The following is a 23,499-nucleotide window of genomic DNA, read 5'->3' on the forward strand; positions in this document are numbered from 1 at the left end:
TCGATGTCGCGGAAAGAAGTGTAGGTTCGTCAATGAGTTGGCTTGTGTGCTCGCAACGAGCGCAGGCCAAATCATCGTGAGGCCCCGGCTCTTTCTGCGGAGATGTGGCCGAAGTCAAGGCGGTTTCATCGTTCCAGTACCGTAGCCCGGATGAGCGAAGCGATATCCGGGGCAGGTCGCCCGATCGTCAATCCCGGATGTCGCTTCGCTCATCCGGGCTACTGCAGCTACGGCAGCAACTATTTCTCCGCCAGCGGGTGCAGGTCGCGGACCAGGCTCTTCAGCCGCTCCTCGACCACGTGGGTGTAGATCTGGGTCGTCGAGATGTCGGTGTGGCCGAGCAGCGTCTGCACGATGCGCAAATCGGCCCCGTTGTGCAGCAGGTGGCTGGCGAAGGCGTGGCGCAGCACGTGGGGGGAGACCAGCCGGGCCTGCAGGCCCGAAGCGACCGCGAGCTCCTTCAAGTCGCGGGCAAAATGCTGCCGCGTCAGATGCCCGCTCTCGCCGAACGAGGGGAACAACCATTTGGAGGCCGCCACGCGGTTCTTCTTGTCGGTCTTGTTGTTGTCCTTGGCCGCCTCCGTCGCCGCGAGATAATCGGCCATCGCCTGGCGCGAGGCCTCGTTGAGCGGCACCAGCCGTTCCTTGTTGCCCTTGCCGCGCACCACGATCATGCGGGCGTCGCGCTTCGCGGCCGTACGTGGCAGCGCCACCAGTTCGGAGACGCGCAGGCCGGTGGCGTAGAGCACCTCGAGCAGACAATAGAGTCTCAGGGCGCGCAGCCGTTTCGAGAGCGAAGCATCCTCCGCCTCGCTCAATTCCTTGGCGCGGCGGAGCATGCGGTCGACATCGGCAATCGACAGCACCTTCGGCAGGCCGCGGCCACGCTTCGGCCCGGACAGGATCGCCGCGGGATCGTCGGTTCTGATGCGTTCGTTCAGGAGGAAGCGATAGAGATGCCGCATCGCCGATAGCCGTCGCGCGACGCTGGTGGACTTGAAGCCGCGCGTGTCGAGATCGGCGAGATAGTCGCGCAGCGTCTGTGTTTCCGCGTCCGCGAATGCATGGCCGACGCGGCCGAGAAACTCGGAGAAGTCGGTGAGGTCGCGGCGATAGGCGTCGAGCGTATTGGGGCCGGCGCCCTGTTCCGCCGCGAGCATGTCGAGGAACAGGCCGGTGAGTTTTGTGTCTGAGGACTTGTTATCGGAAGATCTGGCACGCATGCCCGCAGCCTAGCTGCTATTTCTTGAGAAACTTATCCGGCGGGATCGTCACCGTCATTTCCCGCGGCTTGGGATTGACGAAGTTCGCCAGCGCGAAGACCACGCCATAGACGATGCCGGCGATCACGGCGACGACCGTCAGGAAGCGGAACAGGCTGGGCATCGGCAGGATCTCGGAGAGGGTCTCGGTCAGGGGCTTGGCGGGCAAATTAACCAATGAAATCATCCAACACGTTCGCCGTTTCGTGGCAAGAGTCCTCTGGCGAGGGCCCCTGCGGGGTCGTATAGGTGGCCAAAGGATGCCGCCATTGGCGGCAGATCGAGCGAGACCCATTCGAGCGAGACAAATGCCCGACGCCGCGTTGCCGATCCAAGCCTCGCCCGAGGCCGACATCCTGTCGGCGCTGGGGACGCGCTCGATCGTGCTCGTCGGCATGATGGGGGTGGGCAAATCCACCATCGGCCGCCGCATGGCTCTCCGGCTCAAGCTGCCCTTCGTCGATGCCGACACCGAGATCGAGGCGGCGGCCGGCATGACCATACCGGAAATCTTCGAGCGTCATGGCGAGCCGCATTTCCGCGACGGCGAGGCCCGCGTGATCGCGCGTCTGCTTGACGGCGGTCCCATCGTGCTGGCGACCGGCGGCGGCGCCTTCATGCGCGAGGAGACGCGGGCCCGCATCGCCGCGAAGGCGATCTCGATCTGGCTCAAGGCCGATCATGACGTCATCATGCGCCGTGTGCGCCGGCGCGCCGACCGTCCGCTGCTCCAGACCGCCGATCCCGAAGGAACCGTGACGCGCCTGCTCACCGAGCGCGAGCCGGTCTACGGCCATGCCGACCTCACCATCGCCTCGCGCGACGTGCCGCACGACAAGATCGTTGAGGAGACCATCGAGACGCTGCGCGCGCATCTTTGCGGCGAACGGGCGTCCCCGCCACCAGCCGACGTCGCGAGTGCCGCACGATGACCGCGCCTTTGAAACATTCAGATCCCGTCAATGTCGAGGTCGCGCTGGGGAATCGCGCCTATGACATCGTCATCGGCCGCGGCGTGCTGGCCTCGCTCGGCGAACGCGTCGCGCGCCTGCGCCCCGGCGTGCGCACCGCGATCGTGACGGATCGCACCGTCGCGAAATACTGGCTCGAACCCGCCGAGGCGTCCCTCGCAGCCAGCGGCGTTCCGACATCGCGCATCGTCGTCGAGGAAGGCGAGATCTCCAAGACCTATGCCGGGCTCGAAAAGGTCAGCGAAGCCCTGATCGCCGCCAAGATCGAGCGCAACGATCTCGTCATCGCGCTCGGCGGCGGCGTGGTCGGCGATCTCGCCGGCTTTGCGGCGGCGATCCTGCGTCGCGGCGTCGACTTCGTGCAGGTGCCGACCTCGCTGCTGGCGCAGGTCGATTCCTCCGTCGGCGGCAAGACCGGCATCAACTCGCCGCAGGGCAAGAATCTGCTCGGCGCCTTCCACCAGCCGGTGCTTGTGATCGCCGACACCGCCGTGCTCGACACGTTGTCGCCGCGGCAGTTTCGCGCCGGCTATGCCGAGGTCGCCAAATACGGCGTGCTCGGCGACGAGGCCTTCTTCGCCTGGCTCGAGAACAACCATTCCGACATCTCCAAAGGCGGTTCGGCGCGCGAGCATGCGATCGCGACCTCCTGCCGCGCCAAGGCCGGCGTCGTCTCGCGCGACGAGCGCGAGACCGGCGAGCGTGCGCTGCTCAATCTCGGCCACACGTTCGGCCATGCACTAGAAGCCGCGACCGGCTTCTCCGACCGCCTGTTTCACGGCGAGGGCGTTTCGATCGGCATGACGCTGGCGGCGCAGTTTTCGGCGAAGCTCGGCATGATCGGCGAAGCCGATGCGATGCGAGTCGAGCGTCACCTCATTGACGCCGGCTTGCCGACGCGCTTGCAGGACATCGCGGGCTTCGCGCAGGAGGGGCTTGCCGATGCCGACGCGCTGATGACGCTGATGGCGCAGGACAAGAAGGTCGAGCGCGGCAGGCTCACCTTCATCCTGCTGGAGGCCGTGGGGCGGGCCGTCGCCGTGAAGAACGTCGAGCCGGCTCCGGTGCGCGACTTCCTGAAGGACAAGCTCGCGCAAAAGGCATGACGCGAGGCTGAACGGCGCTACAGCGTTTTCGCGCGAAGTGGGTACCGGTTCGCGTAAGTAACGCGTCAAAACAAGAAACCAGAGTGGTTCATGGATTGGCTCGGATTCACCATCGTCATTCTCTGCCTGCTGGTCTCCGGCTTCTTCGCCGCGAGCGAGACCGCACTGACGGGCGCCTCGCGCGCCAGCATGCTGCGGCTCTCCAAGCAGGGTAATCGCGACGCCGACGTGGTTTCGCAGCTGCTCGACATGCGCGAGCGCCTGATCGGCGCCCTGCTGCTCGGCAACAACATCGCCAATATCAGTGCATCCGCCCTGGCCACCAGCATTTTCACGGCCTGGTTCGGCGACGTCGGCGTGCTCTATGCCACCGGCTTGATGACCGCACTGGTCGTGATCTTCGCCGAGGTGCTGCCCAAGACCATCGCGATCAACGCGCCCGACCGTATGGCGCTCGCGGTCGCGCGCCCGATGCGGCTGACGATGTACGTGCTGGGGCCGCTGCTGCGGATCGTGGAAGTCATCGTGCGGCTGTTGATGCGCCTGTTTGGCCTTGCCGGCGAGCACCAGGCGATCCTGTCGCCGACCGAGCGCCTCCGCGGCGCGGTCGACCTGCTGCATCATGAAGGCAAGTTTGAGAAGCACGACCGCGACATGCTCGGCGGGCTGCTCGATCTGCGCGAGCTCCAGGTCTCCGACGTCATGATCCATCGCACCGAGATGACGATGATCAACGCCGACCTGCCGCCGGAGGATCTGGTGCGCGAGGTGCTGGCGGCCGAATACACCCGCATCCCGCTGTGGCGCGAGAAACCGGAAAACATCATCGGCGTGCTCCACGCCAAGGATCTGCTGCGCGCGATCCGCGCGTCCGACGGCGACACCTCGCGCATCGACGTCTCGACCATCGCGCTGCCGCCCTGGTTCGTGCCGGAAATGCGGCCCGTCTCCGAGCAGCTCAAGGCGTTCCGCCGCCGCAAGACTCATTTCGCCCTGGTCGTCGACGAGTACGGCGAAGTTGAAGGCCTCGTGACGCTGGAAGACATTCTGGAAGAGATCGTCGGCGACATCTCCGACGAGCATGACGTCGTGGTCGCGGGCGTGCGCGCCCAGCCGGACGGCTCGGTCGTCGTCGACGGCTCGGTCCCGATCCGCGATCTCAACCGCGCCATGGACTGGCACCTGCCCGACGAAGAGGCAACGACGGTCGCCGGCCTCGTCATTCACGAGGCGCGCTCGATCCCCGACCGCGGCCAGAGTTTCACCTTTCACGGCTTCCGCTTCCGCGTCCTCCGCCGCGAACGCAACCGCATCACCGCGCTCCGTATTTCACCGGTGCCGCGCGAGACGGAAATGGAGGAAGCCAAGCGGCGGCGGGCGGGGACGTCGTTTTGAAGCGGTAGCTGTCATCGTCCGCCTTGTGCGCGCTTGCGCACTGGGGCGGACGATCCAGTAAGCCGCAGCGGCTCGATTCTAGCCGCGCCGCCTCGGAGTACTGGATGCCCGCCTTTGCGGGCATGACAGCCGCATCGGCGAGCTAGCTGCCGCCTTCTCCCGGCGCTTGCGCGTGGATCGCCAGCGCGTGCACGCTGCCGGAGAGTTCCGCGGCCAGCGCCGAATTTATCATGCGGTGGCGATCGACCCGGCTCTTCCCTTTGAAGGCGGAAGACACAATATAAACCCGAAAGTGCGTCTCGCCGCTCGGCCGATGGCCGGCGTGGCCCTCATGCAAATGTGACTCGTCGACGACTTGCAGGCTTTCCGGCGTGAAAGCTTCCTGCAACTTGTTGCTGATAGTGTCTCTGATGGCCATCTGGGTCATTACGGTGCGAGATCGCTCTCCGTATTGGATAGGCCGCCTCTAGCGGCCGTTCAAGGACGCCTCAGCATAGTTTCGGCTATGCTTTTCAGCTAATTGCAATGTCAAGACTTGAAGGTTTTTGCATTGCGTAGTCAAAGTCAGCCATGCCGATCGATTCATCAAAGTTCTTCGACTCCATCCGGATCAAGCCGAAAGGCAAGCAGCCGGAGGTGAAGCCGCGCGACGCCGTGGTCAATTGCGAATGGACCGGGTGTCAGAACAAGGGCGCGCATCGTGCGCCCAAGGGTCGCGACAATCAGCGTGAGTACTGGCACTTCTGCCTGAACCACGTGCGCGAGTACAACCAGAACTACAATTTTTTCTCCGGCATGAATGCCGACGCTGTCGCGCGCTATCAGAAAGATGCGCTGACCGGTCATCGTCCGACCTGGAAGATGGGCGCCAATGGCGGCGTCAAGAAGGGCGCCGAGGCCGAGATCGACGGCGCCTTCGATCCGTTCAGCATGTTCCAGGAGCTGAACGGCCGCACCGGCTGGCGCGCCGGCCCGCAGGCCGCGCCCAAGGCCGAGACGCGCAAGATCATGAACGCCGAGCGCAAGGCGCTTCAGGTGATGGGCCTCGCCCCCGAGTCCACGCTCGCCGACGTCAAGTCCAAGTACAAGGCGCTGGTGAAGCAGCACCACCCCGATGCCAACGGTGGCGACCGCTCCACCGAGGATCGCCTGATCGAAATCATCAAGGCGTATAATTATCTGAAGACCGTGGTGCGCGAGGCGTAGGCTTCGCGCGCGCTTTCTTCCCTTCTCCCCTTGCGGGAGAAGGTGGCGCGAAGCGCCGGATGAGGGGTTTCTCTCGGCGAATTCAACTGCAAGATATGAGGGTGTCGAGACAACCCCTCACCCGTCTCGCCGCTTTGCGGCGAGCCACCCTCTCCCGCAAGGGGAGAGGGGAAGCACGCGCTCCGGGCTACGCATTCCCTACGCCTTCGGCATCGCGCCCACATATGACGAGCTCGGCCGGATCAGCCGCCCGGTCCGCTGCTGCTCCCGCGCATGCGCCGTCCAGCCGGCTGCGCGCGCCACGGCGAAGATCGGCGTGAAGGCCTGCCTCGGAATCGCCAGCGCATCGAGCAGGATCGCGGTGAAGAACTCCACATTGGTCTCCAGCGGCCGGTCCGGATTCTTCTTGCGCAAGGCTGCGCGGATATAGGCCTCGACCTCGCCGGCAAACGGCAGGTCGGCGCCGTCCGAGGCCAGCGCCTCGATCGCGGTCTTGAGCACGTCGGCGCGGGGATCGCGCACGCGATAGACGCGGTGGCCGAAGCCCATCATTCGCTCGCCGCGGGCGAGTGCCGCGTCCACCCAGGGCTGGATGCGCTCGCGCGAGCCGATCGCGTCGAGCATTTCCAGCACCGGCTCCGGCGCGCCGCCATGCAGCGGACCCGTCAGCGCGCAATAGCCGGCGGTGACGGCGGCAAACAGATCTGCGTGCGTTGAGGCCACCACGCGCGCGGTGAAGGTCGAGGCGTTCATGCCGTGGTCGCTGGCGGTCACGAGATAGGCGTCCAGCGCCCTGACCTCGCGTGGTTCGGGCGCGCGCCCGTGCAGCATGCGAAGCGTATCGGCAGCCTGGCTCACGTTCGGATCGGGCGCCACGGGATCGAGACCCCTAGCCCGGCGGACGAGCGCGCCCGCAATCACCGGGAATGCGCCGACGATCGTCGCCTCATGGGCGAGCCCGTGCTCGGCGCGAACTCCCGCGACCGCCGCGCGAAATCCGTCGATGATGCCCATGCCGCGCGTTGCCGGCAGCAGCTCATCCAGCCGCGCGAAGGCGCGCTCGCGTGCGGCGCCCAGGCTCGCGCGCACATCGGCTTCGCTCAGCGTGGTCGTGCTGGCGCCGTTCCAGAGCCGGGCGGTGACGCCCTCAAAGCTCGACTGGCTCGCCAGTCGGCCAACATGCTCGCCGGCGATGATCAACTCGCCGCGCTCGCCGTCGACATGGCTCAGCACGGTTTCGGCCGCGGGAACGCCGTCCAGCCCGATCTGGCTCTTGGTGAGGTGGATGTTCATGGCCCAAATCTCCTTTGCACCAGCCAAAGATCAGGCCTCTCGACAGATTGATCAATCTTGATTACATTAATCAATATGAAAAATTCGGAAGGTCTCTACCTCTCCGCCCGGGAAGCCGCCGCCGAGCTCGCGATCTCGCCGGCCACGCTCTACGCCTATGTCAGCCGCGGCCTGGTCCGCTCCGAGCCGACGCCCGACTCGCGCAAGAACCGCTATCGCGCCGAGGACGTCCGGGCGCTGAAGGAGCGTCGGGTGCCGTCGCCGGAGCCGCGCGGCCTGCGCAGCTTCGATGCCGATCTGCCGGTCATGGACACGGAGATCTCCACCATCACCGAGGAGGGCGCGATCTATCGCGGCGTCAATTGCGTCGATCTCGCGGAGAACGACACGCTGGAGCACACGGCGACGCTTCTGTGGGACGTCTCCGGCGTCGATCCCTTTGCGCCGGACAATTTTCCCGCGGTGTCCGATGAGATGCGCCTGATCGCGCAGGCCGCGCGGCGCGCCGCGCCGATCGATCGCGCCATTGCCGTGCTGGCGCTCGCATCGAGCGCCGATCCCCGCGCCTTCACCCGCGCGCATGATGGACGTGCGATGGTCGGTGCGCGCATCGTCCGGCTCCTGGTCGCGACCATGCTCAATACGGAGCCGTCCGCCGAGCCGCTGCACCAGCAGATCGCCAGTGCCTGGGCTCCCGACAACAAGCACGCGGCCGATCTCATACGCCGCGCGCTGGTTCTGCTCGCCGAGCATGAGTTGAACGCGTCCACCTTCACCGCGCGTTGCGCAGCCTCGACCGGTCTTAATCTTTATGATTCCGTCATCGCCGGCCTCGCCGCGCTGAAGGGACCGAAGCACGGCGGTGCCGGCGTGCTCGCCTCGCAGCTCGTCAAGGCACTGGTCGATCGTGACGTCGAGCCAATGGTCCGGGAGCGTGTCGCGCTCGGCGAACGCTTTGCCGGCTTCGGTCACGGCGTCTACAAGCGGGGCGATCGGCGCGCGCAATCGCTGCTCAACGCGCTCTCTCGCGCAGGCGCACCGCGCAAATTCACCAAGGAGGTGCCCGAGCGGATCGCGGAGGCGACCGGCGAACTCGTCAATATCGACTACGCGCTCGCGGTGCTCGTGCACGCGCTGCGCCTGCCTGGCGGCAGCGAGCTCGCCCTGTTCGCGATGGCCCGCAGCGTCGGCTGGATCGCACATGCGAGCGAGCAGTTGCAGTTCGGCAAGCTGATCAGGCCCCGGGCGAGGTATGTCGGGCCGGCACCGGGGCGGAGGGGAGGCGCTGCTAGCTAGGATCGCTGCTGCGGTCGTCCTGGCGGAAGCCCGTGCTCGGGTACCTGATCAATCCGCAAGCCCTAACACGAACGCCAAAGCAATCCCAATCCGCGCCATATCCTGGCTGCCGAGGCGCCCGATCTTCTGTCCGATCCGTTCGCGTCTCACGGTGATCGGCTTGTCGGCCATCGCCTGCGATCTCAGTCGTAATCCATTTTCGCGGGTTGGCTCGATAGTCACCCGAAAATCCGGGGCGTGCGCCAGTTCGGAAGTCAACTGGCAGATCACGACGGAGGCATGAGTTTCAGGGAAAGCGTCGCTCTGCACGATGACCGCCGGGCGGGGTTTGCCATAGTCGCCCGTTGCAGCGACGGTCACGACGTCACCGCGTTGCATCTGCATCAAACTCGGAGACCGACTCGATCCACTGCAGCGCGTTGCGCTCGCGATCGGGGTCGAGGCTGGCAACTTGCTTCGCCACCCGTCGTCGAACTGACCGCGAGCGAGCATCAGCTACGACGAGGCGCAGTTCGCGCAAGCCCCGCAGCCGCCTCCGCTGGCGCATCATTTTCATTCTTTCAGCGGGTGCAGTCATTGGAAACGATCCCATGTAACGCGTTACAATGTAACGCGTTACGGCTTGGAGGCAAGGGCCGCCACGTTGCGAAGTCCCCAAACCGCAGTGCGCCGCTCGACGCTATCACCCTCGCGGCTTCGCCACCGCCACGCCGCCGCCGTTCCGGCGGCGATAGATCCAAACCGCCAGGCCTACGACGATTGCCACGCCGACCACGGTCAAAATCCACATATGCTTATACGGATGCCCATGGTGCGGCAGCCCGGCATATTCGTGCAGGGCCGACACCGCCAAAACGCCCGGCAGCACATGCGCCGGCGCCCAGACCAGGATCGCCGGGATGTTGATGGCGTAGAAGCGGGCCGGGGGCATGCCGAGCGCGCCCGCCGTGACCGGGACGAAGGCACGGATCGGCGGCACGAAGCGGGCGAAGAACACCGCCCAGGTGCCGAAGCGGTGGAAGAAATTCTCGCTCTGTTCGACCACACGCGGATAATTGGTCAGCGGCCAGGTGTTGAGGATCTCCCGTTGTTGCCGGTGTCCGATCCAGTAGGCCGAACCATCGCCGAGCACTGCGCCGAGCGCCGCCGCCAGCAACACCCATTGCAGCTTGAGCTCGCCGCCCGGGACCAGGGCGCTCAGCGCCAGGATGATCGTCGAGCCGGGGATGACCGACCCCACCACCGGAACCGCCTCGAGCAGGGCCGCCAGAAACAGGGTCAGATAGGCCAGCCACGCATGGGCCGAGACGAATGAAATGAGGGGATCGAGAAAGGACGTCACATCGTCTCTGCGGTGGGATTGGGCCTTGGGGTTCGGACCCTATATTCAGACCCTACATAAGTAATGAGCGGCGGTAAAAGTGCCACCCGCGTCGGCAGGACGGTGCCTTCGGCACGAAATTCAGGCGTGATTCGCAGGGCAGCCTTCCAAAAATCGCGTTCCTTGCCTATCTAAATGAAAAGACAACGGAACTTTGATCGGGGGGCGGGCTTCTGCCCGCCCGTTGTCTCTGATAGGTTCGCAACAGCACCCAGCCGCAGCCAACGTGCAATAACTGGTCTCGGGATCGCCCGGGACCTCGGAGGATTGATGACGACCGCCGCGATGTCCAAAGTTGAGGAAGTTTCCGGTTTGCCCGACATGAAGGTGTCGGTGCGCCAGGTGTTCGGGATCGACAGCGATCTCGAAGTCCCCGCCTATTCCGAAGTCGATCCTCACGTCCCCGAAGTCGATTCCGATTACCGCTTCGACCGCGCCACCACGCTCGCCATTCTCGCCGGCTTCGCCCACAACCGCCGCGTCATGGTCACGGGCTATCACGGCACCGGCAAATCCACCCATATCGAGCAGGTCGCTGCGCGACTGAACTGGCCCTGCGTGCGCGTCAACCTCGACAGCCACATCAGCCGTATCGACCTCGTCGGCAAGGACTCGATCGTGGTCCGCGACGGCAAGCAGGTCACCGAATTCCGCGACGGCATCCTGCCCTGGGCGCTCCAGCATAACGTCGCGCTGGTGTTCGACGAATACGACGCCGGCCGCCCGGACGTGATGTTCGTGATCCAGCGCGTGCTGGAAGTCTCCGGCCGGCTGACGCTGCTCGACCAGAACAAGGTGATCAAGCCGCATCCGGCATTCCGCATGTTCTCGACCGCCAACACCGTCGGCCTCGGCGACACCTCGGGCCTCTATCACGGCACCCAGCAGATCAACCAGGGTCAGATGGACCGCTGGTCGATCGTCACCACGTTGAACTATCTCAGCCATGACGAGGAAGTGGAGATCGTGCTGGCCAAGGCCAAGCACTATCGCACCACGGAGGGCCGCGACATCGTCAACAAGATGGTTCGCCTCGCCGACCTCACCCGCAACGCCTTCGCCAATGGCGATCTGTCGACGGTGATGAGCCCGCGCACGGTGATCACCTGGGCGGAGAACGCCGACATCTTCAGCGACATCGGCTTTGCGTTCCGGGTCACCTTCCTCAACAAATGCGACGAGCTCGAACGTCCCCTCGTCGCCGAGTTCTACCAGCGCTGCTTCAACGCGGAGCTGCCGGAATCGTCGGTGAACGTGGCGCTCAGCTGATCGCTCTCGGTGTGTCGTCCCGGCCGAGTGCGCAATTGCGCACGGGGGCCGGGACCCATACCGCGAGGTCTCTCTGTGAAGCGACGCTGCTAATTTCTCCTGACGCAATGATTGCCGGCGGTTATGGGTCCCGGCCTTCGCGGGGACGACGGGTAAGGGCGAGATGAGCACCACCTCCAACTCCAAATTCCGCAACACCAAGGAAGCCCCGACCGAGCCGTTCAAGCGCTCGGTGGCCTCCTGCCTGAAGGCGATCGCCAAGGCGCCCGAGCTCGACGTCAGCTTCGCCGCCGAGCGTCCCGGGCTCGCGCCGGGCAAGGCGCGGCTGCCCGAGCCCGCGCGAAAGATGACCAGGCGTGATGCCGCCATCGTGCGCGGCCACGCCGATTCCATCGCGCTCAAGCTCGCCTGTCACGATCCGAAGGTGCATCGCAAGCTGATGCCGGGCAATCCGCAGGCGCGCGGCGTGTTCGAGGCGGTGGAGCAGGCCCGTGTCGAGGCGATCGGCGCGCGGCGCATGGCGGGCGTTGCGAAAAACCTCACCGCGATGCTCGACGACCATTTCCATCGCGGCAAGTTCGACGAGATCACCGATCGCGCCGACGCGCCGCTCGCCGACGCGCTGGCAATGCTGGTGCGCGAGCGCCTGACCGGCATGGCGCCGCCGACGGCCGCCAAGAAGATGGTCGATCTCTGGCGCCCTATTCTCGAAGACAAGATCGGCAGGCGGCTCGACCGGCTCGATACCGTGGTCGAGGACCAGACCAGGTTCGGCGATGCCGTGCATGATCTGCTGACGGCGCTCGAGATCGGCGACGAGCGCAGCGCCGACAGCGAAGACAATGACGAGAACGACGAGAACCAGGACGGCGACAACGATCAGTCCGGCGCCGAGGGTTCGCCCGATTCCGACGCCGCGCAGGAGATGAGCGCCGATCAGGCCCAGGCGTCGAGCGAGGAGATGAGCGAGAGCGCGATGGAAAGCGCGCAGGCCTCGACCTCCGACACCTTCGACGACGGCGAGCTCGGCGACGACGAGACGCCGGGCGAGGCGACGCGGCCGAATTCGCACGGCAAGAACGAGCCGCGCGGGCCGGAATATCACGCCTTCGCGCCGAAGTTCGACGAGGTCATCGCCGCCGAAGACCTCTGCGACCATGACGAGCTGGAGCGGCTGCGCGCCTATCTCGACAAGCAGCTCGCGCATCTGCAGGGCATCGTCGCCCGTCTCGCCAACCGGCTGCAGAGGCGCTTGATGGCGCAGCAGAACCGCGCCTGGGAATTCGATCTCGAAGAGGGCATTCTCGACCCCGCGCGGCTGTCGCGCGTGGTGACCGATCCCTATCACCCGCTGTCCTTCATGCACGAGAAGGAGGCGACGTTCCGCGATACCGTGGTGACGCTGCTGCTCGACAATTCCGGCTCGATGCGCGGGCGGCCGATCACGGTCGCGGCGACTTGCGCCGACATCCTCGCCCGCACGCTGGAGCGTTGCGGCGTCAAGGTCGAGATTCTCGGCTTCACCACGCGCGCCTGGAAGGGCGGGCAATCGCGCGAGGCGTGGCTTGCCGCCGGCAAGCCGGCCAGCCCCGGCCGCCTCAACGATCTCCGCCACATCATCTACAAGTCGGCGGACGCCCCCTGGCGTCGTGCGCGGAAAAACCTCGGCCTGATGATGCGCGAAGGGCTGTTGAAGGAGAACATCGACGGCGAGGCGCTCGACTGGGCGCACAAGCGCCTGCTCGGCCGGCCCGAACAGCGCAAGATCCTGATGATGATCTCGGACGGCGCGCCGGTCGACGATTCCACGCTGTCGGTCAATCCCGGCAACTATCTCGAGCGGCACCTGCGCCACATCATCGAGGAGATCGAGACCCGCTCGCCGGTCGAGCTGATCGCGATCGGCATCGGCCATGACGTGACGCGCTATTATCGCCGCGCGGTGACGATCGTGGACGCCGAAGAGCTCGGCGGCGCCATCACCGAAAAACTCGCCGAACTGTTCAGCGAGACCAACACCGCGCCCACGCAGCCGGCCAACCGCCCGCGACGCAAACTGCATTCGTGAGCAACCATCGGTCCCGCCGCAGCTTTATCGGCCACGCGGCGGCGGGATTTTCCACTCTCGCACTGTCTCGCCTGGCGCAGGCACAGCCGGCGCCGAAGCCGGCGCTGATCGAGCACGCCGTCGCCGCGCCCGTTGGCATCGAGGTCAACGCGCGGCCGATCCCGAATTTCGAGCCGCGCGACCGCGCGCGCACGCGGTTCGGTTCGCTGGACTATCGCGGCGGCCTGGTGCTGACCTCGCCGCATCGCGGCTTCGGCGGCCTGTCCGGCTTCCGCTTTCTCGACAGCAAAGGCGAGCGCTTCCTCGCGATCTCCGACCAGGGCACCTGGTTCACCGGTCGCATCCGTTATTCCGGGCGGATCATGACCGGCCTCGGCGACGTCGAGGCCGCGCCGGTGCTCAATGCGGAGGGGCGGCCGATCACGGAGAAGCGGCTGTGGTACGACACCGAGTCGCTCGCGCGTGACGGCGACCTCGTCTATGTCGGGCTCGAGCGCGTCAACCAGATCATGCGGTTCGATTTTGCGAAGGGCGGCACACGCGCGCGCGGCGAGGTGCTGCCGACCCCGCCGGCGGTGCGCAAACTGCCCTACAACAAGGGGCTCGAGGCGCTGGTGTTCGTTCCAAAGGGGCAGCCGCTCGCGGGCACCTTGATCGCGCTGTCGGAGGGCGGCTTCGATGCCGACGGCAATCTGATCGGATTTTTGCTCGGCGGCCCCACACCCGGCCAGTTCAGCATTCGCCGCACCGACCAGCAGCTCATCAGCGACGCGGTGCTGCTGCCCTCGGGCGATCTCCTGATCCTCGAACGCAAATTCTCCTGGTTCACCGGCGTCGATATCCGCATCCGCGCGATCCCCCTGAAATCGATCGCGCCGGGCGCATTGGTCGACGGCCCCGTGCTGTTCAAGGCCGATCTCGGCCACGAGATCGACAACATGGAAGGCATCGACGCCCACGTCACGGCTGACGGCGAGACCGTGCTGACATTGGTGTCGGACGACAATTTCTCGATGCTCCAGCGCACCCTGCTGCTGCAGTTCGCGCTGGTGGAGTAGGGCGGCGCGGCCGCAATGCATCCCCCGCGAGCCGCCATGCCCCCCGCGCGGCTGGCAATCGGCGCATCGCCCACTACACTCTCTCCATCTCCCTGCCCCCCATCCCGGAACTCCCCCGCATGAGCGCCCTGTTTTCCCCGATCAAGCTGCGCGGCCTGACTTTGAAGAACCGCATCGTGGTGTCGCCGATGTGCCAATATTCGGCCGAGGACGGCGTCCCCACCGACTGGCACTTCACCCACATCAACAATCTCAGCCTGTCCGGCGCCGCGATGTTCTGCATCGAGGCGACCCATGTCGAGGCGATCGGCCGCATCACGCCGGGCTGCCTCGGGCTCTACAGCGATGCCGCCGAGGCCGCGCTGAAGCAGATCCTCACCTCGGTGCGGAAACATTCCTCGACCGCCGTCGCAATGCAGCTCGCGCATGCCGGCCGCAAAGCCAGCAGCGCGCGGCCCTGGGACGGCGGCCAGCTGATTCCGCAGGACGCGGGCGGCTGGCAGACCGTGGCGCCGTCGGCGCTGCCGCACAAGGAGGGCGAGGCCGCGCCGCTGGCGCTCGATGCCGCCGGCCTCAAGCGCATCCGCGAGGCCTTCGTCGATGCCGCCAAGCGCGCCGATCGCATCGGCATTGACGCGGTCGAGCTGCACGGCGCGCACGGCTATCTCCTGCATCAATTCCTGTCGCCGATCTCGAACAGGCGCACCGACGAATATGGCGGCTCGCTCGAGAACCGCATGCGCTTCCCGCTGGAGGTCTACGACGCGGTCCGCGCCGTATTCCCGCACGACAAGCCGGTCGGCATGCGGGTGTCGTCGACCGACTGGGTCGAGGGCGGCTGGGACCTGGCGCAGACCATCGCATTCGCAAACGCGCTGAAGGCGCGCGGCGTCGACTGGATCGATGCCTCCTCCGGCGGCGTCTCGCCGCTGCAGAAGATCGCACTCGGCCCCGGCTATCAGGTGCAGTTTGCAGAGGCCATCAAGCGCGAGACCGGTTTGCCCACCATCGCCGTCGGCCTGATCACCGAGCCGAAGCAGGCCGAAGAGATCGTCGCATCCGGCAAGGCCGACATGGTCGCGCTCGCCCGCGGCTTGCTCTACGACCCGCGCTGGGCCTGGCACGCCGCAGCCGAACTCGGCGGCGAGGTCGAAGCCCCGCCGCAATACTGGCGCTCGCAGCCCTCGACCCAGAAGGCGCTGTTCGGCAAGACCACGTTCGGGGCGCGGTGAGAGAGGCGAGTCTGGCGCGAGGACCGCGCCGCAAACTCGTCATTGCGAGGAGCCCTTGCGACGAAGCAATCCAGGCTGTGTCCGCGGAAAGATCCTGGATTGCTTCGCTGCGCTCGCCATGAGGATGGGGAGGCAGCCATGCGACACACGCCAAGGTCGTTGCTCCGCGTACCTTTTGGTCCCGTGCCGTTCCGCCTCACGCATCCGTAAACCCTCTCAGCTTCCACCCCACCCAAATCTGGCCTAACCTCGCGTGCGTCCAACGCCTCGCGGAGGCCCGCCATGCGATTTCGTGTTCGAAAAGCTGCCCACGTCATCGAGCGCGTGGGCCTTGCGATGGCGGGCGCGGCGTGCGGGCTGTTTGTCGGCGCTTATGTGGGATCGGCGATCCCCGCGCTCACCACCGAGGGGTTCCTGCTGCTGATGATGGTGCTGGGCTTCGTCGGCTTCTATCTCGGCATCGACACGCCGCAATTGCCGTTCGACGAGGCCCACGGCGACATCGACGCCGCGGAACTGTTGAGCGCCGCCGGCACGCTCTGCGCCACGCTCACCGCGCTCGCCTCCGTCGCCATCATCGTGCTCCGCCTCGATCCGCACATCGCCTGGAGCTGGTTCGCCTTGTTCGGCTGGATCGCCGGCGTCGCGATGCAGATCGTCGCGGGCGCAAAGGCGCGGATGCGGAAACCGTGAATTTGTTGTGTTGGGAGAGATCGCGCCGCAAGTACACTGCGTTCCCTCCCCCTTGTGGGGGAGGGCTAGGGAGAGGGGTAGCCACACGGCGTGCTCTGTCGAATGAAGCGACACTCTGTTGCCATCGCTTCGCACGTAACTAACACCTTTTGCTGGGCCACCCCTCTCCCCAACCCTCCCCCACAAGGGGGGAGGGAGCCGAGCGGAGTGTGGAGCGCGGCCTTGTTCAGCAGCTGGAAGGAGTCAAAACACCACTCCCACCTTCGTGCCGCGCTTCCACGCCACGCGGCAGCGTTTTTTCGTGTTCACATGCAGCAGCTCGAAGCGATCGGGAATCTTCACCTGGCCGCCGAGATCGACGCAGGCACCTCCGGGCGAATAGTCGATCAGCGTGCAGGGGATCACCGGCGCGCGCGGGTCGGTGATGATCTTGGCCTGGCGGGACACCAGGCCCGCGGGTTTGACGCGGGCATGTCGTCGCGGATGCATTGGCACTCTCCTCCAATTTCCGCGGATGGCGCGGGTGGTCAGGAGATGATGCCCAGGAGTTGATTCGATCCGGCTAAGGCGGGGCGGAGAATTTTAATGAAAAGTATCGGCGAATGGAGAAAGCGGCGGTAGCGGGGTGGGAAGGCTTCCCCCTCTCCCCTTGTGGGAGAGGGTGGATCGCCACGAAGTGGCGAGACGGGTGAGGGGTCTCGCACGGCATACGAAGCTTTCGCGTTCGCGGCGACAACCCCTCATCCGGCGCCATAGCCGATGCGAAGCATCGGCGTTTTCAAGAACGGCGGCCGAAGGCCGCCTATGCCACCTTCTCCCACAGGGGGAGAAGGGAAGGCCCTCACCCCACCACGATCTCCCCCGACTCCGCCACCATGCCCACACCCGGCGGCAGCGGCATCGGCACCGTCACATACTCCTTCGGCAAATTCACCGGCCGATAGTCCGGCTCCACCGCCATCCGCTTCAACACGCTCTCATGCACATGCGCGCCTTCGGGGATCAGGCGCGGTTCGCAATCGGGGATGTAGAACCCGAGAAACACCTTCCGCGCCGGCCATTCCCGGTACTTGGCGCTCTTCGGCAGATATTCCAGCACGCGCCAGGGCGCCGTCATCGAATCATGCAGCTCGCCGGTCTTGCCGGTGTAAGCCGGCGGCACGTATTGGAACGGCGAGTTCTTGCGCTGGATGCCCCAGGCGAGCTGGTTCACCGTGCGCGGGTTGAAGTTCAGCCCCGCCTTGGTCGCCTCCTCGATCATCCAGAGCAGCGGATATTTGGACTCGCCGCTCTCGACTTCCGGATAGCCGCCACCGACGTCGCAATGCACGCCGGCGAACCACACCTGCAAAATGTCCTGCGGCTCCTTCTTGTCGTCGGGCACGAAGCGGTTGCGCCAGTACTCCTGCGGCTCCTCATACTGCTTGAGGCGGAACATGCAGCGCCGCTCGTCGATGGCGATCGCCTGGCGGAAGATGTTGACGCTGGGATTGCGCAGCGTGAAGGCGAGCTCCTCGAAGCTCGGCAAATAGCCCCGGTCGGCGCGCGGCACGATCACGCTCGCCACCGTGTCCCAGACGCCGATGAAGTGGATGGTCGGCCAGCGCGACGAGGTGATGCGTGCGAACTGCGCGGCGAGATCGAACTTGTTTTTCGGCAGCGGCCCGCTGTCGTCAAAACCCTCATCGATGAGGTCGCTGACATCGTTGCCGCGCCCGGTGCCGGAATATTGCTTGTAGGCGACGAGGCCACTGCCTGCGAGGTTGGCCTGCTCCGGCGAGATCAGGCCGATCTTGTGGATCAGCCCCGCCAGCACGCGAACCGTGTAGGCACCGCGCGAAAAACCGAACAGGTAGATCCTGTCGCCCGGCGCGTAATGCTCGACCAGGAAGCAATAGGCCGACAGCGTGTTGTCATCGAGCCCGTAGCCAGTGGCGAGCCCCAGCACCAGATTGACGTTGGCTTTCCAGCGGTGCCACGTCGACGGCTCCGTCACCGTGCCGACCCCGGGATCGTAGAACACCATCTGCCGCGGCCGCGTCTTGTCGGTCTTGCGCAGGCAGCGATAGAGCTTCAGGACGTTGGAGATGTTTTCGGAAATCTCGTTGCCGGTGCCGTCACAGCAGATGACAAGGTTCTTCGGCTCGGATGTGTGCTCGGCGTTGCGCTCGTGATCCACAGGATGCCCCTCCCGCTGATGCTACCCGGGCGAGTATAGCGGAAAAGGGCGGGGAGAGGGAGATGACGCTTCTTCTCCTCTCCCCTTGCGGGAGAGGGTGGATCGCCGCGAAGCGGCGAGACGGGTGAGGGGTCTCTCTCCGCGTGCGAATCTCTCGCGTCAGAACTCCCGGAGACAGACCCCTCATCCGGCGCCATAGCCGATGCGAAGCATCGGCGTTTTCAAGAACGGCGGCCGAAGGCCGCCTATGCCACCTTCTCCCGCAAGGGGAGAAGGGAAGGCGCCCGCCGGCTACTTCTTCTTCTGGCCGATCTCCGGCTGCCAGGCCGCGTCCTTGCGGCTTGGCGCTGCGGCGCTGGTCTTGATCTTGTCCTTTTTCGGCTTCTTGGTCTCGCGGTTGCTGCGTTGCTGTCCCTTGGCCATGACGTCGTCTCCTCCTGGGTTTCGAGTTCGTCCGCGTGCGAGATCGGCGCTGCAATGGTCGCTGGGCGGGGCTGTGAGATGCACCCGCCCGAACCAATGAAGATCGCCGCTGCGCACACGAGGCGCGAAAGATGCAGCGCAACATCGACGCGCGGCAATTGCGTGAGCTGCGCTGACGTGGTCGAGCGTACGCCCGCGTCCTGCCGATTGCGAGGACTAAAACGCCGCGCACGAGCACCGCGCTTGCGCCGTAAGTCCCGGCCCACGCTGACATAATGCTGGCTATTGCCGGGTAACAAGCGCATGGTCGTGACCAGCTGGTGTCGGTTGGGGCCCCTTCTTTGCGAAAGCCAGGCGCGCATGACCATCCGCTCGCGGCGAGAAACCATCACCTTCAAGCATCCATTCCACATCCGCGGCCTCGAGCGCCAGTTGCCGGCCGGCGCCTATGAGGTCGTCACCGACGAGGAGATGATCGAGGGCCTGTCCTTCGCATCCTATCGCCGCGTCGCCACCATGATCACGGTGCCCTCCGAAGGCGTGCGCGGTGCGACGGAGATGCTGTCGATCGGCTCGGTCGACCTGGCGGATGCCCAACGTATCGACGCGAGTGCCTGACATGACTGACATCCCGGTCGATCTCGACAGCCACCGCGGCATGGCCGCCCAGAAGGCAACCGATCTGCGCCGCGCGCTGGCCGATGTCGAGGCCCAGGTCAGGGAGCTGCGCGAGCGCGAGGCCGAGCTTGAAAACCGCATGATGTCGGTGCCTGCCACGTCCTGGCCGGAGGCCGCCGTGAAGGCCCGCCATCTGCTCAACCTCTATGCCGCGAGCCTGCCCACCGAGGACACCCGCCACCGCGCGCTGGTGGCCGCCCTGTTCGACGATTTCGCAAGGCTCAACGGCGACGGCTGAAGGCGAGGCAACGCGCGCAAACACCGGCGTCGTCCTGGCCGAGTGCGCAATTGCGCACGGAGCCGGGACCCATAACCACCGAAGTCAGTTTTTGTGCACCCTCGTGCCACAGCCTGCTTCGATAACGCTGACCGGCGCCGCCCCCAGTGCGCAATTGCGCAAGTCCGGCACGACGCGGACGCAAAAGGAGTACCCCATGACGCTCACCAGCAGCCGCTTCATCGCCCACGACCAGGACCGCGGCATCGTCCAGTTCTCGATGCAGGACGGCGCGAAGGAGATCGCCTGCGCGATCTCGACCTCCGCCATGGACGACCTCGAGCGCGGCCCGCGCGCCCGGCCCAGCGAGCGCGAAGAGCAGTTCACGCGCCTGCGCGAACGCATCGAAGCCTGCACCGGACGCAAATATCAGGCGACGGAGTTCGAAGGCACGCCGCCGGGGATCGTGCTGCGGAGCATTGATTTTCGGGGGTAGGGGAACGGCGTGGGCTAGAAGTATGGCGGAGCCGGGCCGTCGGTTCCGTCGCGTGGCTGTCTGGACGAATATGAAGGAACTTCATTTTGGAGAAATGAGATCGGTGAGTTGGATTGGTCTAAACACAATATAGTTTGTTCGGGCCTACTGCCGCTTAGCGATAGAGCAGTAGAAATGGAAAGCCTTCAAGACTGCAATTGTCGCGCTGAGGTCAGCGTGTGTTCCAAACTGCCGTATCATTTTTCGGAGTAGGGCTTTTCCATCTCGCGTGAGCTCCCAATGAACCTTGTCGGCCACTTTGTCTGCTCGGATCACTGCGCTCGGATGGTCCTGAACTAAGAGATCAAAAAAGTGGTTTGGCAGTAGATCCTCTAGTTCCCAATTCAACCCTTTGTAGGCCAGGTTTTCCCGTTCAAAGGCCTTTTGGAGAGTCTTGGGATCGAGATTGCCGCTCGTTGGCATGTGTGGATGAAGCCGGAAGACGTCACGAAACTCCACAATACTTGTGTCCAAAGCAGTCGCAGCTCTTACTGCCTGTTGGCCTGCCTTGTCATTGTCGAATAGCCATATCGTCGCCGGAGCGCGATCCTTGATCGAGCGCTGAGATCAACCGCTTGTCAGAAACCTCGGATAAGACTAGCCGCCAAGGCAAGCCTAGGAATGATATCAAAGTTTCGAGTTGGGGGCATTCCTTCGGCAGGTCGATCAGCCAAAGTGCAATGTCGCGGCTGTCGAGGTTCGACAGGAGATTGTCCGAAGCTCCGTCGACAAGAAAAAGTTTCTTTTGGTTCATTTTCCCGCTCCCATGCCGTCATGGCGTTGCCTCGATGCCTTCCAAACGGGATGCACCGTTTGATTGTAGGAGGAAGCGCGGTGTTATCAACAAAAACGGCCGGATCTTCCGATCCGGCCGTCACGCAAAACTCTTCCAGCTAAGCCTACGCCTCGCGACGCAAGCCCTCGCCCGATTCGAAAATTCTTAGCTCGCCTTCTTCTCCGGCGCCGGGGTCGGGCCGACCTTCTTCTGGATGGCGCGCTTCAGCTCGAGGGCGCGGGGCGACAGCACGGCGGCCTTGGCCTTGAGCAGGAAGGGATCGAGGCCGCCATTGTGGTCGACGCTCTTGATCGCGTTGGTGGAGACGCGCAGGCGCACGTTGCGGCCCAGCGCTTCGCTGATGAAGGTCACGTTGACCAGGTTCGGCAGGAAGCGGCGCTTGGTCTTGATGTTGGAGTGGCTGACCGTGTGGCCGACCTGGGGGCCCTTGGCCGTCAATTCGCAGCGGCGAGACATGGCAAAATCCTCAATCTTTCCCAACGATGTGCGGCCGCCATTCGGGGCGCCACGGGCAAATTCTCTGTCCTTGCAGGGAGCGGGCGGACGTATAGGGGGGAAGCGGCGGGACGTCAAGGTTTTGGGGCGGGTTTCGTGCTCCAAGGTAGCTGTCATCGCCCGGCTCGCCGCCTTCGCTGAAGCTTCGGCGGGCCGAGCACCCGTGTGGGCCTCGGCGTAGCCTTGGCGGAGCCGGGACCGGGCGATCCAGTACTCCGCGCCGGTGCGGCTGACCAGAGGGGCCGCGGCGTACTGGATGCCCCGGTCAAGCCGGGGCATGACGGCGGTGGAGGTGGCGGGGTGAGGTGCGCTTTCAGTCCCACCCCCGATCACCAAAACGGCAATGATTATCGCGCCTTACCATCACATAAAGGGCGTATTCGCGCCCGAAAAGTCCGGTGGAGTTCCGGACGCCGACAGGCCCGGACGCATTGCTTGGCGCGGTATTTGGCTTAAGTAACAACCGTTCGCGCCCCGATTGGATTGTTTCGTGCTCACAACGCCTCATCTTGCGCCGAGCCTGCGCCCAAAAGAGCTGCGCTCAGCGGAGCGGCGCGCGAGGAATCCGCGCGTAAGCCATCCTCGCTCTGCCGGCCGCTGGGTCATGGCGGCCCTTGGCGGGCTGGTGTTGGCGTGGGCGGCGGAGCCCGCGGCGGCGCAGGGCAAGCTCGAGGCGCAATATGAGGCGACGCTGGCGGGCATTCCCGTCGGCAAGGGCGCCTGGAACATCGACATCCAGGACGATGTGTTCGCGGCCGCGGCCTCCGGCGGCACCTCGGGGCTGCTGAAATCCTTCGCGGGCGGGTCCGGCACCGGCGCCTCGCAGGGCCGCGTGGTCAACGGCGCGCTGGTCGCGACCGGCTATCAGGCCTCCACCACCACCTCGAAGAAGACCGAAGAGATCCGCATCACGCTCGACAAGGGCAATGTGAAGGATTTTGCCATCCTGCCGGAGCCGCCGGTCGATCCCGACCGCATCGTCGTCACCGACGCGCATCGCCGCGGCGTCTGGGACCCGATGACGGCCTCGCTGGTGCGCGTATCCGGCACCGGCGACGTGCTGTCGGCGGACGCCTGCCACGGCAGCGCCGCCGTGTTCGACGGCCGCATGCGCTACGAGCTCAAGCTCGATTTCAAGCGCATGGAGAACGTGAAGGCGGAGAAGGGCTATCACGGCCAGGTCGTGGTCTGCTCGCTCTATTTCGTGCCCATCGCCGGCTACATCCCCGACCGTCCGGTGATCAAATATCTCGCCGCCCAGCGCAACATCGAGGTCGCGTTCGCACCGATCGCCGGCACGCGCATCCTGGTCCCGTTCTGGCTGAAAGTGCCGACCCCGCTCGGGCCGGCCATGCTGGAAGCAACCAGCTTCATCACCAGCGCCCAGCCGCCCAAGGTCGCGAAGACGCAGTAGGGCTGGGTGCCGTAGCCCCGCTGCCGTAGCCCGGATGGAGCGCAGCGTAATCCGGGGTTCTTTGCTTCGGCCCCCGCATTGCGCTCCGCTCCATGCGGGCTACGGACCTCCCTTTTGGTGAAAATAAACATCAATGATTTCAACAACATGCCTACTGTGCATGGGGTTGTTTTCGCGCATTTTGTTTGGAGGGGGTCGAGAACCGGGAATCCATTTGACTCCTCCCCGATTCTGATTCGACTCCGCGCCGTCCCCAGCTTTAACGAATCCGCCATCGAAACGTCGCTTGTGCGGCGGAGCAAAACTCCATCTAGTGCGAACCCACAAGCCTCCCGCGACATCTTGCGTGAACGGAACAGGACTCAAGGGGGAGTCAGCGATTCGGCCGCGATTCGTTCTCAACTCGTTCCGAAGCTTAAAGCCAACGGGAAAAGCGTCGCAAAGTGAGACAGTTGCGCTGGGTTCAGGGAGAGGCGCCGCATTCTCCGCCGTCATGCCCCGGCTTGACCGGGGCATCCAGTACGCCGCGCCC

At 65.1% G+C, this 23,499-nt stretch carries 26 protein-coding genes; 14 read left to right on the top strand and 12 right to left on the bottom strand.

Going from position 1 to position 23,499, the window contains the following annotated elements; all coding sequences use genetic code 11:
• Window positions 1–239: 239 nt before the first annotated feature.
• Together xerD and IVB42_RS20545 are read right to left on the bottom strand one after the other, a co-directional pair.
• Window positions 240–1,223, bottom strand: a complete 984-nt coding sequence (gene xerD / locus IVB42_RS20540) for a site-specific tyrosine recombinase XerD (protein WP_018452921.1) — start codon at window positions 1,221–1,223, stop codon at window positions 240–242.
• A 16-nt stretch (window positions 1,224–1,239) separates the two neighbouring features.
• Entirely contained in the window at window positions 1,240–1,386 is a 147-nt protein-coding gene (locus IVB42_RS20545; protein ID WP_035669499.1) for a hypothetical protein, read from the bottom strand.
• Between the two features lie 184 nt (window positions 1,387–1,570).
• Here IVB42_RS20545 and IVB42_RS20550 point away from each other — a divergent pair, with 184 nt between their 5' ends.
• From IVB42_RS20550 to IVB42_RS20560, 3 genes are all read left to right on the top strand, one after another.
• On the top strand, window positions 1,571–2,194 hold the full coding sequence (locus IVB42_RS20550; protein WP_018452923.1) for a shikimate kinase: 624 nt from the start codon (window positions 1,571–1,573) through the stop codon (window positions 2,192–2,194).
• Window positions 2,191–3,339 (top strand): 3-dehydroquinate synthase, encoded by a 1,149-nt coding sequence (gene aroB, locus IVB42_RS20555; protein ID WP_247299191.1) that lies wholly within the window; start codon window positions 2,191–2,193, stop codon window positions 3,337–3,339. Before IVB42_RS20550 ends, aroB begins: the two co-directional genes overlap by 4 nt.
• Window positions 3,340–3,429: 90 nt before the next feature.
• Complete coding sequence (locus IVB42_RS20560) at window positions 3,430–4,734, top strand: HlyC/CorC family transporter (protein WP_018452925.1); 1,305 nt, start codon at window positions 3,430–3,432, stop codon at window positions 4,732–4,734.
• Window positions 4,735–4,876: 142 nt separating this feature from the next.
• On the opposite strand, the gene IVB42_RS20565 is transcribed toward IVB42_RS20560, so the two are convergent.
• Window positions 4,877–5,152 carry a BolA family protein gene (locus IVB42_RS20565; protein WP_026232423.1) on the bottom strand — a complete coding sequence of 92 codons (276 nt, stop codon included), beginning with the start codon at window positions 5,150–5,152 and terminating at the stop codon, window positions 4,877–4,879.
• 152 nt (window positions 5,153–5,304) lie between these two features.
• Here IVB42_RS20565 and IVB42_RS20570 point away from each other — a divergent pair, with 152 nt between their 5' ends.
• On the top strand, window positions 5,305–5,940 hold the full coding sequence (locus tag IVB42_RS20570; protein WP_018452927.1) for a DnaJ domain-containing protein: 636 nt from the start codon (window positions 5,305–5,307) through the stop codon (window positions 5,938–5,940).
• A 198-nt stretch (window positions 5,941–6,138) separates the two neighbouring features.
• On the opposite strand, the gene IVB42_RS20575 is transcribed toward IVB42_RS20570, so the two are convergent.
• Window positions 6,139–7,233, bottom strand: a complete 1,095-nt coding sequence (locus IVB42_RS20575; protein ID WP_018452928.1) for a citrate synthase/methylcitrate synthase — start codon at window positions 7,231–7,233, stop codon at window positions 6,139–6,141.
• Window positions 7,234–7,308: 75 nt separating this feature from the next.
• On the opposite strand from IVB42_RS20575, the gene IVB42_RS20580 reads away from it, so the two are divergent.
• Window positions 7,309–8,529 carry a citrate synthase family protein gene (locus tag IVB42_RS20580; RefSeq protein WP_085358851.1) on the top strand — a complete coding sequence of 407 codons (1,221 nt, stop codon included), beginning with the start codon at window positions 7,309–7,311 and terminating at the stop codon, window positions 8,527–8,529.
• A gap of 48 nt (window positions 8,530–8,577) precedes the next feature.
• Here IVB42_RS20580 and IVB42_RS20585 read toward each other — a convergent pair whose 3' ends face one another.
• The 3 genes from IVB42_RS20585 to IVB42_RS20595 form a co-directional block, all read right to left on the bottom strand.
• Complete coding sequence (locus tag IVB42_RS20585) at window positions 8,578–8,913, bottom strand: type II toxin-antitoxin system PemK/MazF family toxin (protein ID WP_018452930.1); 336 nt, start codon at window positions 8,911–8,913, stop codon at window positions 8,578–8,580.
• A complete protein-coding gene (locus tag IVB42_RS20590) occupies window positions 8,894–9,106 on the bottom strand; it encodes an antitoxin MazE-like protein (RefSeq protein ID WP_143273843.1) in 213 nt (70 codons plus the stop codon). The genes IVB42_RS20585 and IVB42_RS20590 overlap by 20 nt, the downstream gene beginning before the upstream one ends.
• 105 nt (window positions 9,107–9,211) lie before the next feature.
• Window positions 9,212–9,871 (bottom strand): DedA family protein, encoded by a 660-nt coding sequence (locus tag IVB42_RS20595; protein WP_018452932.1) that lies wholly within the window; start codon window positions 9,869–9,871, stop codon window positions 9,212–9,214.
• Between the two features lie 309 nt (window positions 9,872–10,180).
• Here IVB42_RS20595 and cobS point away from each other — a divergent pair, with 309 nt between their 5' ends.
• The 5 genes from cobS (at window position 10,181) to IVB42_RS20620 (ending at window position 16,230) form a co-directional block, all read left to right on the top strand.
• On the top strand, window positions 10,181–11,179 hold the full coding sequence (cobS, locus tag IVB42_RS20600) for a cobaltochelatase subunit CobS (RefSeq protein WP_018452933.1): 999 nt from the start codon (window positions 10,181–10,183) through the stop codon (window positions 11,177–11,179).
• A gap of 163 nt (window positions 11,180–11,342) precedes the next feature.
• A complete protein-coding gene (gene cobT / locus IVB42_RS20605) occupies window positions 11,343–13,247 on the top strand; it encodes a cobaltochelatase subunit CobT (protein ID WP_018452934.1) in 1,905 nt (634 codons plus the stop codon).
• Complete coding sequence (locus tag IVB42_RS20610; protein WP_018452935.1) at window positions 13,244–14,305, top strand: esterase-like activity of phytase family protein; 1,062 nt, start codon at window positions 13,244–13,246, stop codon at window positions 14,303–14,305. Before cobT ends, IVB42_RS20610 begins: the two co-directional genes overlap by 4 nt.
• Before the next feature lie 119 nt (window positions 14,306–14,424).
• Window positions 14,425–15,537, top strand: coding sequence for an NADH:flavin oxidoreductase/NADH oxidase (locus tag IVB42_RS20615; protein WP_018452936.1), 1,113 nt, complete (start codon window positions 14,425–14,427; stop codon window positions 15,535–15,537).
• A 282-nt stretch (window positions 15,538–15,819) separates the two neighbouring features.
• Window positions 15,820–16,230, top strand: coding sequence for a hypothetical protein (locus IVB42_RS20620; protein ID WP_026232425.1), 411 nt, complete (start codon window positions 15,820–15,822; stop codon window positions 16,228–16,230).
• A 243-nt stretch (window positions 16,231–16,473) separates the two neighbouring features.
• On the opposite strand, the gene IVB42_RS20625 is transcribed toward IVB42_RS20620, so the two are convergent.
• The 3 genes from IVB42_RS20625 to IVB42_RS42050 form a co-directional block, all read right to left on the bottom strand.
• Entirely contained in the window at window positions 16,474–16,719 is a 246-nt protein-coding gene (locus IVB42_RS20625) for a PilZ domain-containing protein (RefSeq protein ID WP_007599245.1), read from the bottom strand.
• A 352-nt stretch (window positions 16,720–17,071) separates the two neighbouring features.
• Window positions 17,072–18,409, bottom strand: coding sequence for a DUF2235 domain-containing protein (locus tag IVB42_RS20630; RefSeq protein WP_018452938.1), 1,338 nt, complete (start codon window positions 18,407–18,409; stop codon window positions 17,072–17,074).
• Window positions 18,410–18,700: 291 nt separating this feature from the next.
• Entirely contained in the window at window positions 18,701–18,832 is a 132-nt protein-coding gene (locus tag IVB42_RS42050) for a hypothetical protein (RefSeq protein WP_007599247.1), read from the bottom strand.
• Between the two features lie 360 nt (window positions 18,833–19,192).
• On the opposite strand from IVB42_RS42050, the gene IVB42_RS20635 reads away from it, so the two are divergent.
• From IVB42_RS20635 to IVB42_RS20645, 3 genes are all read left to right on the top strand, one after another.
• Window positions 19,193–19,450: a hypothetical protein gene (locus IVB42_RS20635; protein ID WP_018452939.1), complete on the top strand. Its 258-nt coding sequence runs from the start codon at window positions 19,193–19,195 to the stop codon at window positions 19,448–19,450.
• Window position 19,451: 1 nt separating this feature from the next.
• Window positions 19,452–19,748 (top strand): hypothetical protein, encoded by a 297-nt coding sequence (locus IVB42_RS20640; protein ID WP_018452940.1) that lies wholly within the window; start codon window positions 19,452–19,454, stop codon window positions 19,746–19,748.
• 196 nt (window positions 19,749–19,944) lie between these two features.
• Window positions 19,945–20,223, top strand: coding sequence for a DUF1488 family protein (locus IVB42_RS20645; RefSeq protein ID WP_018452941.1), 279 nt, complete (start codon window positions 19,945–19,947; stop codon window positions 20,221–20,223).
• Window positions 20,224–20,773: 550 nt separating this feature from the next.
• Here IVB42_RS20645 and IVB42_RS20650 read toward each other — a convergent pair.
• Together IVB42_RS20650 and rpmB are read right to left on the bottom strand one after the other, a co-directional pair.
• Window positions 20,774–21,016 (bottom strand): hypothetical protein, encoded by a 243-nt coding sequence (locus tag IVB42_RS20650; protein ID WP_247369135.1) that lies wholly within the window; start codon window positions 21,014–21,016, stop codon window positions 20,774–20,776.
• A 186-nt stretch (window positions 21,017–21,202) separates the two neighbouring features.
• Complete coding sequence (gene rpmB / locus IVB42_RS20655) at window positions 21,203–21,514, bottom strand: 50S ribosomal protein L28 (RefSeq protein WP_026232426.1); 312 nt, start codon at window positions 21,512–21,514, stop codon at window positions 21,203–21,205.
• A gap of 643 nt (window positions 21,515–22,157) precedes the next feature.
• Here rpmB and IVB42_RS20660 point away from each other — a divergent pair.
• On the top strand, window positions 22,158–22,967 hold the full coding sequence (locus IVB42_RS20660; protein ID WP_085384094.1) for a DUF3108 domain-containing protein: 810 nt from the start codon (window positions 22,158–22,160) through the stop codon (window positions 22,965–22,967).
• The last annotated feature ends 532 nt before the right edge of the window (window positions 22,968–23,499 follow it).

Source organism: Bradyrhizobium sp. 45 (genome assembly GCF_023073155.1).
Classification (GTDB): Bacteria; Pseudomonadota; Alphaproteobacteria; order Rhizobiales; family Xanthobacteraceae; genus Bradyrhizobium; species Bradyrhizobium canariense_D.

Coding starts and splice junctions, on each gene's coding strand:
- xerD (WP_018452921.1), bottom strand. CDS start 1,223: ATGCGTGCCAGATCTTCCGATAACAAGTCCTCAGACACAAAACTCACC.
- IVB42_RS20545 (WP_035669499.1), bottom strand. CDS start 1,386: ATGCCCAGCCTGTTCCGCTTCCTGACGGTCGTCGCCGTGATCGCCGGC.
- IVB42_RS20550 (WP_018452923.1), top strand. CDS start 1,571: ATGCCCGACGCCGCGTTGCCGATCCAAGCCTCGCCCGAGGCCGACATC.
- aroB (WP_247299191.1), top strand. CDS start 2,191: ATGACCGCGCCTTTGAAACATTCAGATCCCGTCAATGTCGAGGTCGCG.
- IVB42_RS20560 (WP_018452925.1), top strand. CDS start 3,430: ATGGATTGGCTCGGATTCACCATCGTCATTCTCTGCCTGCTGGTCTCC.
- IVB42_RS20565 (WP_026232423.1), bottom strand. CDS start 5,152: ATGGCCATCAGAGACACTATCAGCAACAAGTTGCAGGAAGCTTTCACG.
- IVB42_RS20570 (WP_018452927.1), top strand. CDS start 5,305: ATGCCGATCGATTCATCAAAGTTCTTCGACTCCATCCGGATCAAGCCG.
- IVB42_RS20575 (WP_018452928.1), bottom strand. CDS start 7,233: ATGAACATCCACCTCACCAAGAGCCAGATCGGGCTGGACGGCGTTCCC.
- IVB42_RS20580 (WP_085358851.1), top strand. CDS start 7,309: ATGAAAAATTCGGAAGGTCTCTACCTCTCCGCCCGGGAAGCCGCCGCC.
- IVB42_RS20585 (WP_018452930.1), bottom strand. CDS start 8,913: ATGCAGATGCAACGCGGTGACGTCGTGACCGTCGCTGCAACGGGCGAC.
- IVB42_RS20590 (WP_143273843.1), bottom strand. CDS start 9,106: ATGACTGCACCCGCTGAAAGAATGAAAATGATGCGCCAGCGGAGGCGG.
- cobS (WP_018452933.1), top strand. CDS start 10,181: ATGACGACCGCCGCGATGTCCAAAGTTGAGGAAGTTTCCGGTTTGCCC.
- cobT (WP_018452934.1), top strand. CDS start 11,343: ATGAGCACCACCTCCAACTCCAAATTCCGCAACACCAAGGAAGCCCCG.
- IVB42_RS20615 (WP_018452936.1), top strand. CDS start 14,425: ATGAGCGCCCTGTTTTCCCCGATCAAGCTGCGCGGCCTGACTTTGAAG.
- IVB42_RS20620 (WP_026232425.1), top strand. CDS start 15,820: ATGCGATTTCGTGTTCGAAAAGCTGCCCACGTCATCGAGCGCGTGGGC.
- IVB42_RS20625 (WP_007599245.1), bottom strand. CDS start 16,719: ATGCATCCGCGACGACATGCCCGCGTCAAACCCGCGGGCCTGGTGTCC.
- IVB42_RS42050 (WP_007599247.1), bottom strand. CDS start 18,832: ATGGCCAAGGGACAGCAACGCAGCAACCGCGAGACCAAGAAGCCGAAA.
- IVB42_RS20635 (WP_018452939.1), top strand. CDS start 19,193: ATGACCATCCGCTCGCGGCGAGAAACCATCACCTTCAAGCATCCATTC.
- IVB42_RS20640 (WP_018452940.1), top strand. CDS start 19,452: ATGACTGACATCCCGGTCGATCTCGACAGCCACCGCGGCATGGCCGCC.
- IVB42_RS20645 (WP_018452941.1), top strand. CDS start 19,945: ATGACGCTCACCAGCAGCCGCTTCATCGCCCACGACCAGGACCGCGGC.
- IVB42_RS20650 (WP_247369135.1), bottom strand. CDS start 21,016: ATGAACCAAAAGAAACTTTTTCTTGTCGACGGAGCTTCGGACAATCTC.
- rpmB (WP_026232426.1), bottom strand. CDS start 21,514: ATGTCTCGCCGCTGCGAATTGACGGCCAAGGGCCCCCAGGTCGGCCAC.
- IVB42_RS20660 (WP_085384094.1), top strand. CDS start 22,158: ATGGCGGCCCTTGGCGGGCTGGTGTTGGCGTGGGCGGCGGAGCCCGCG.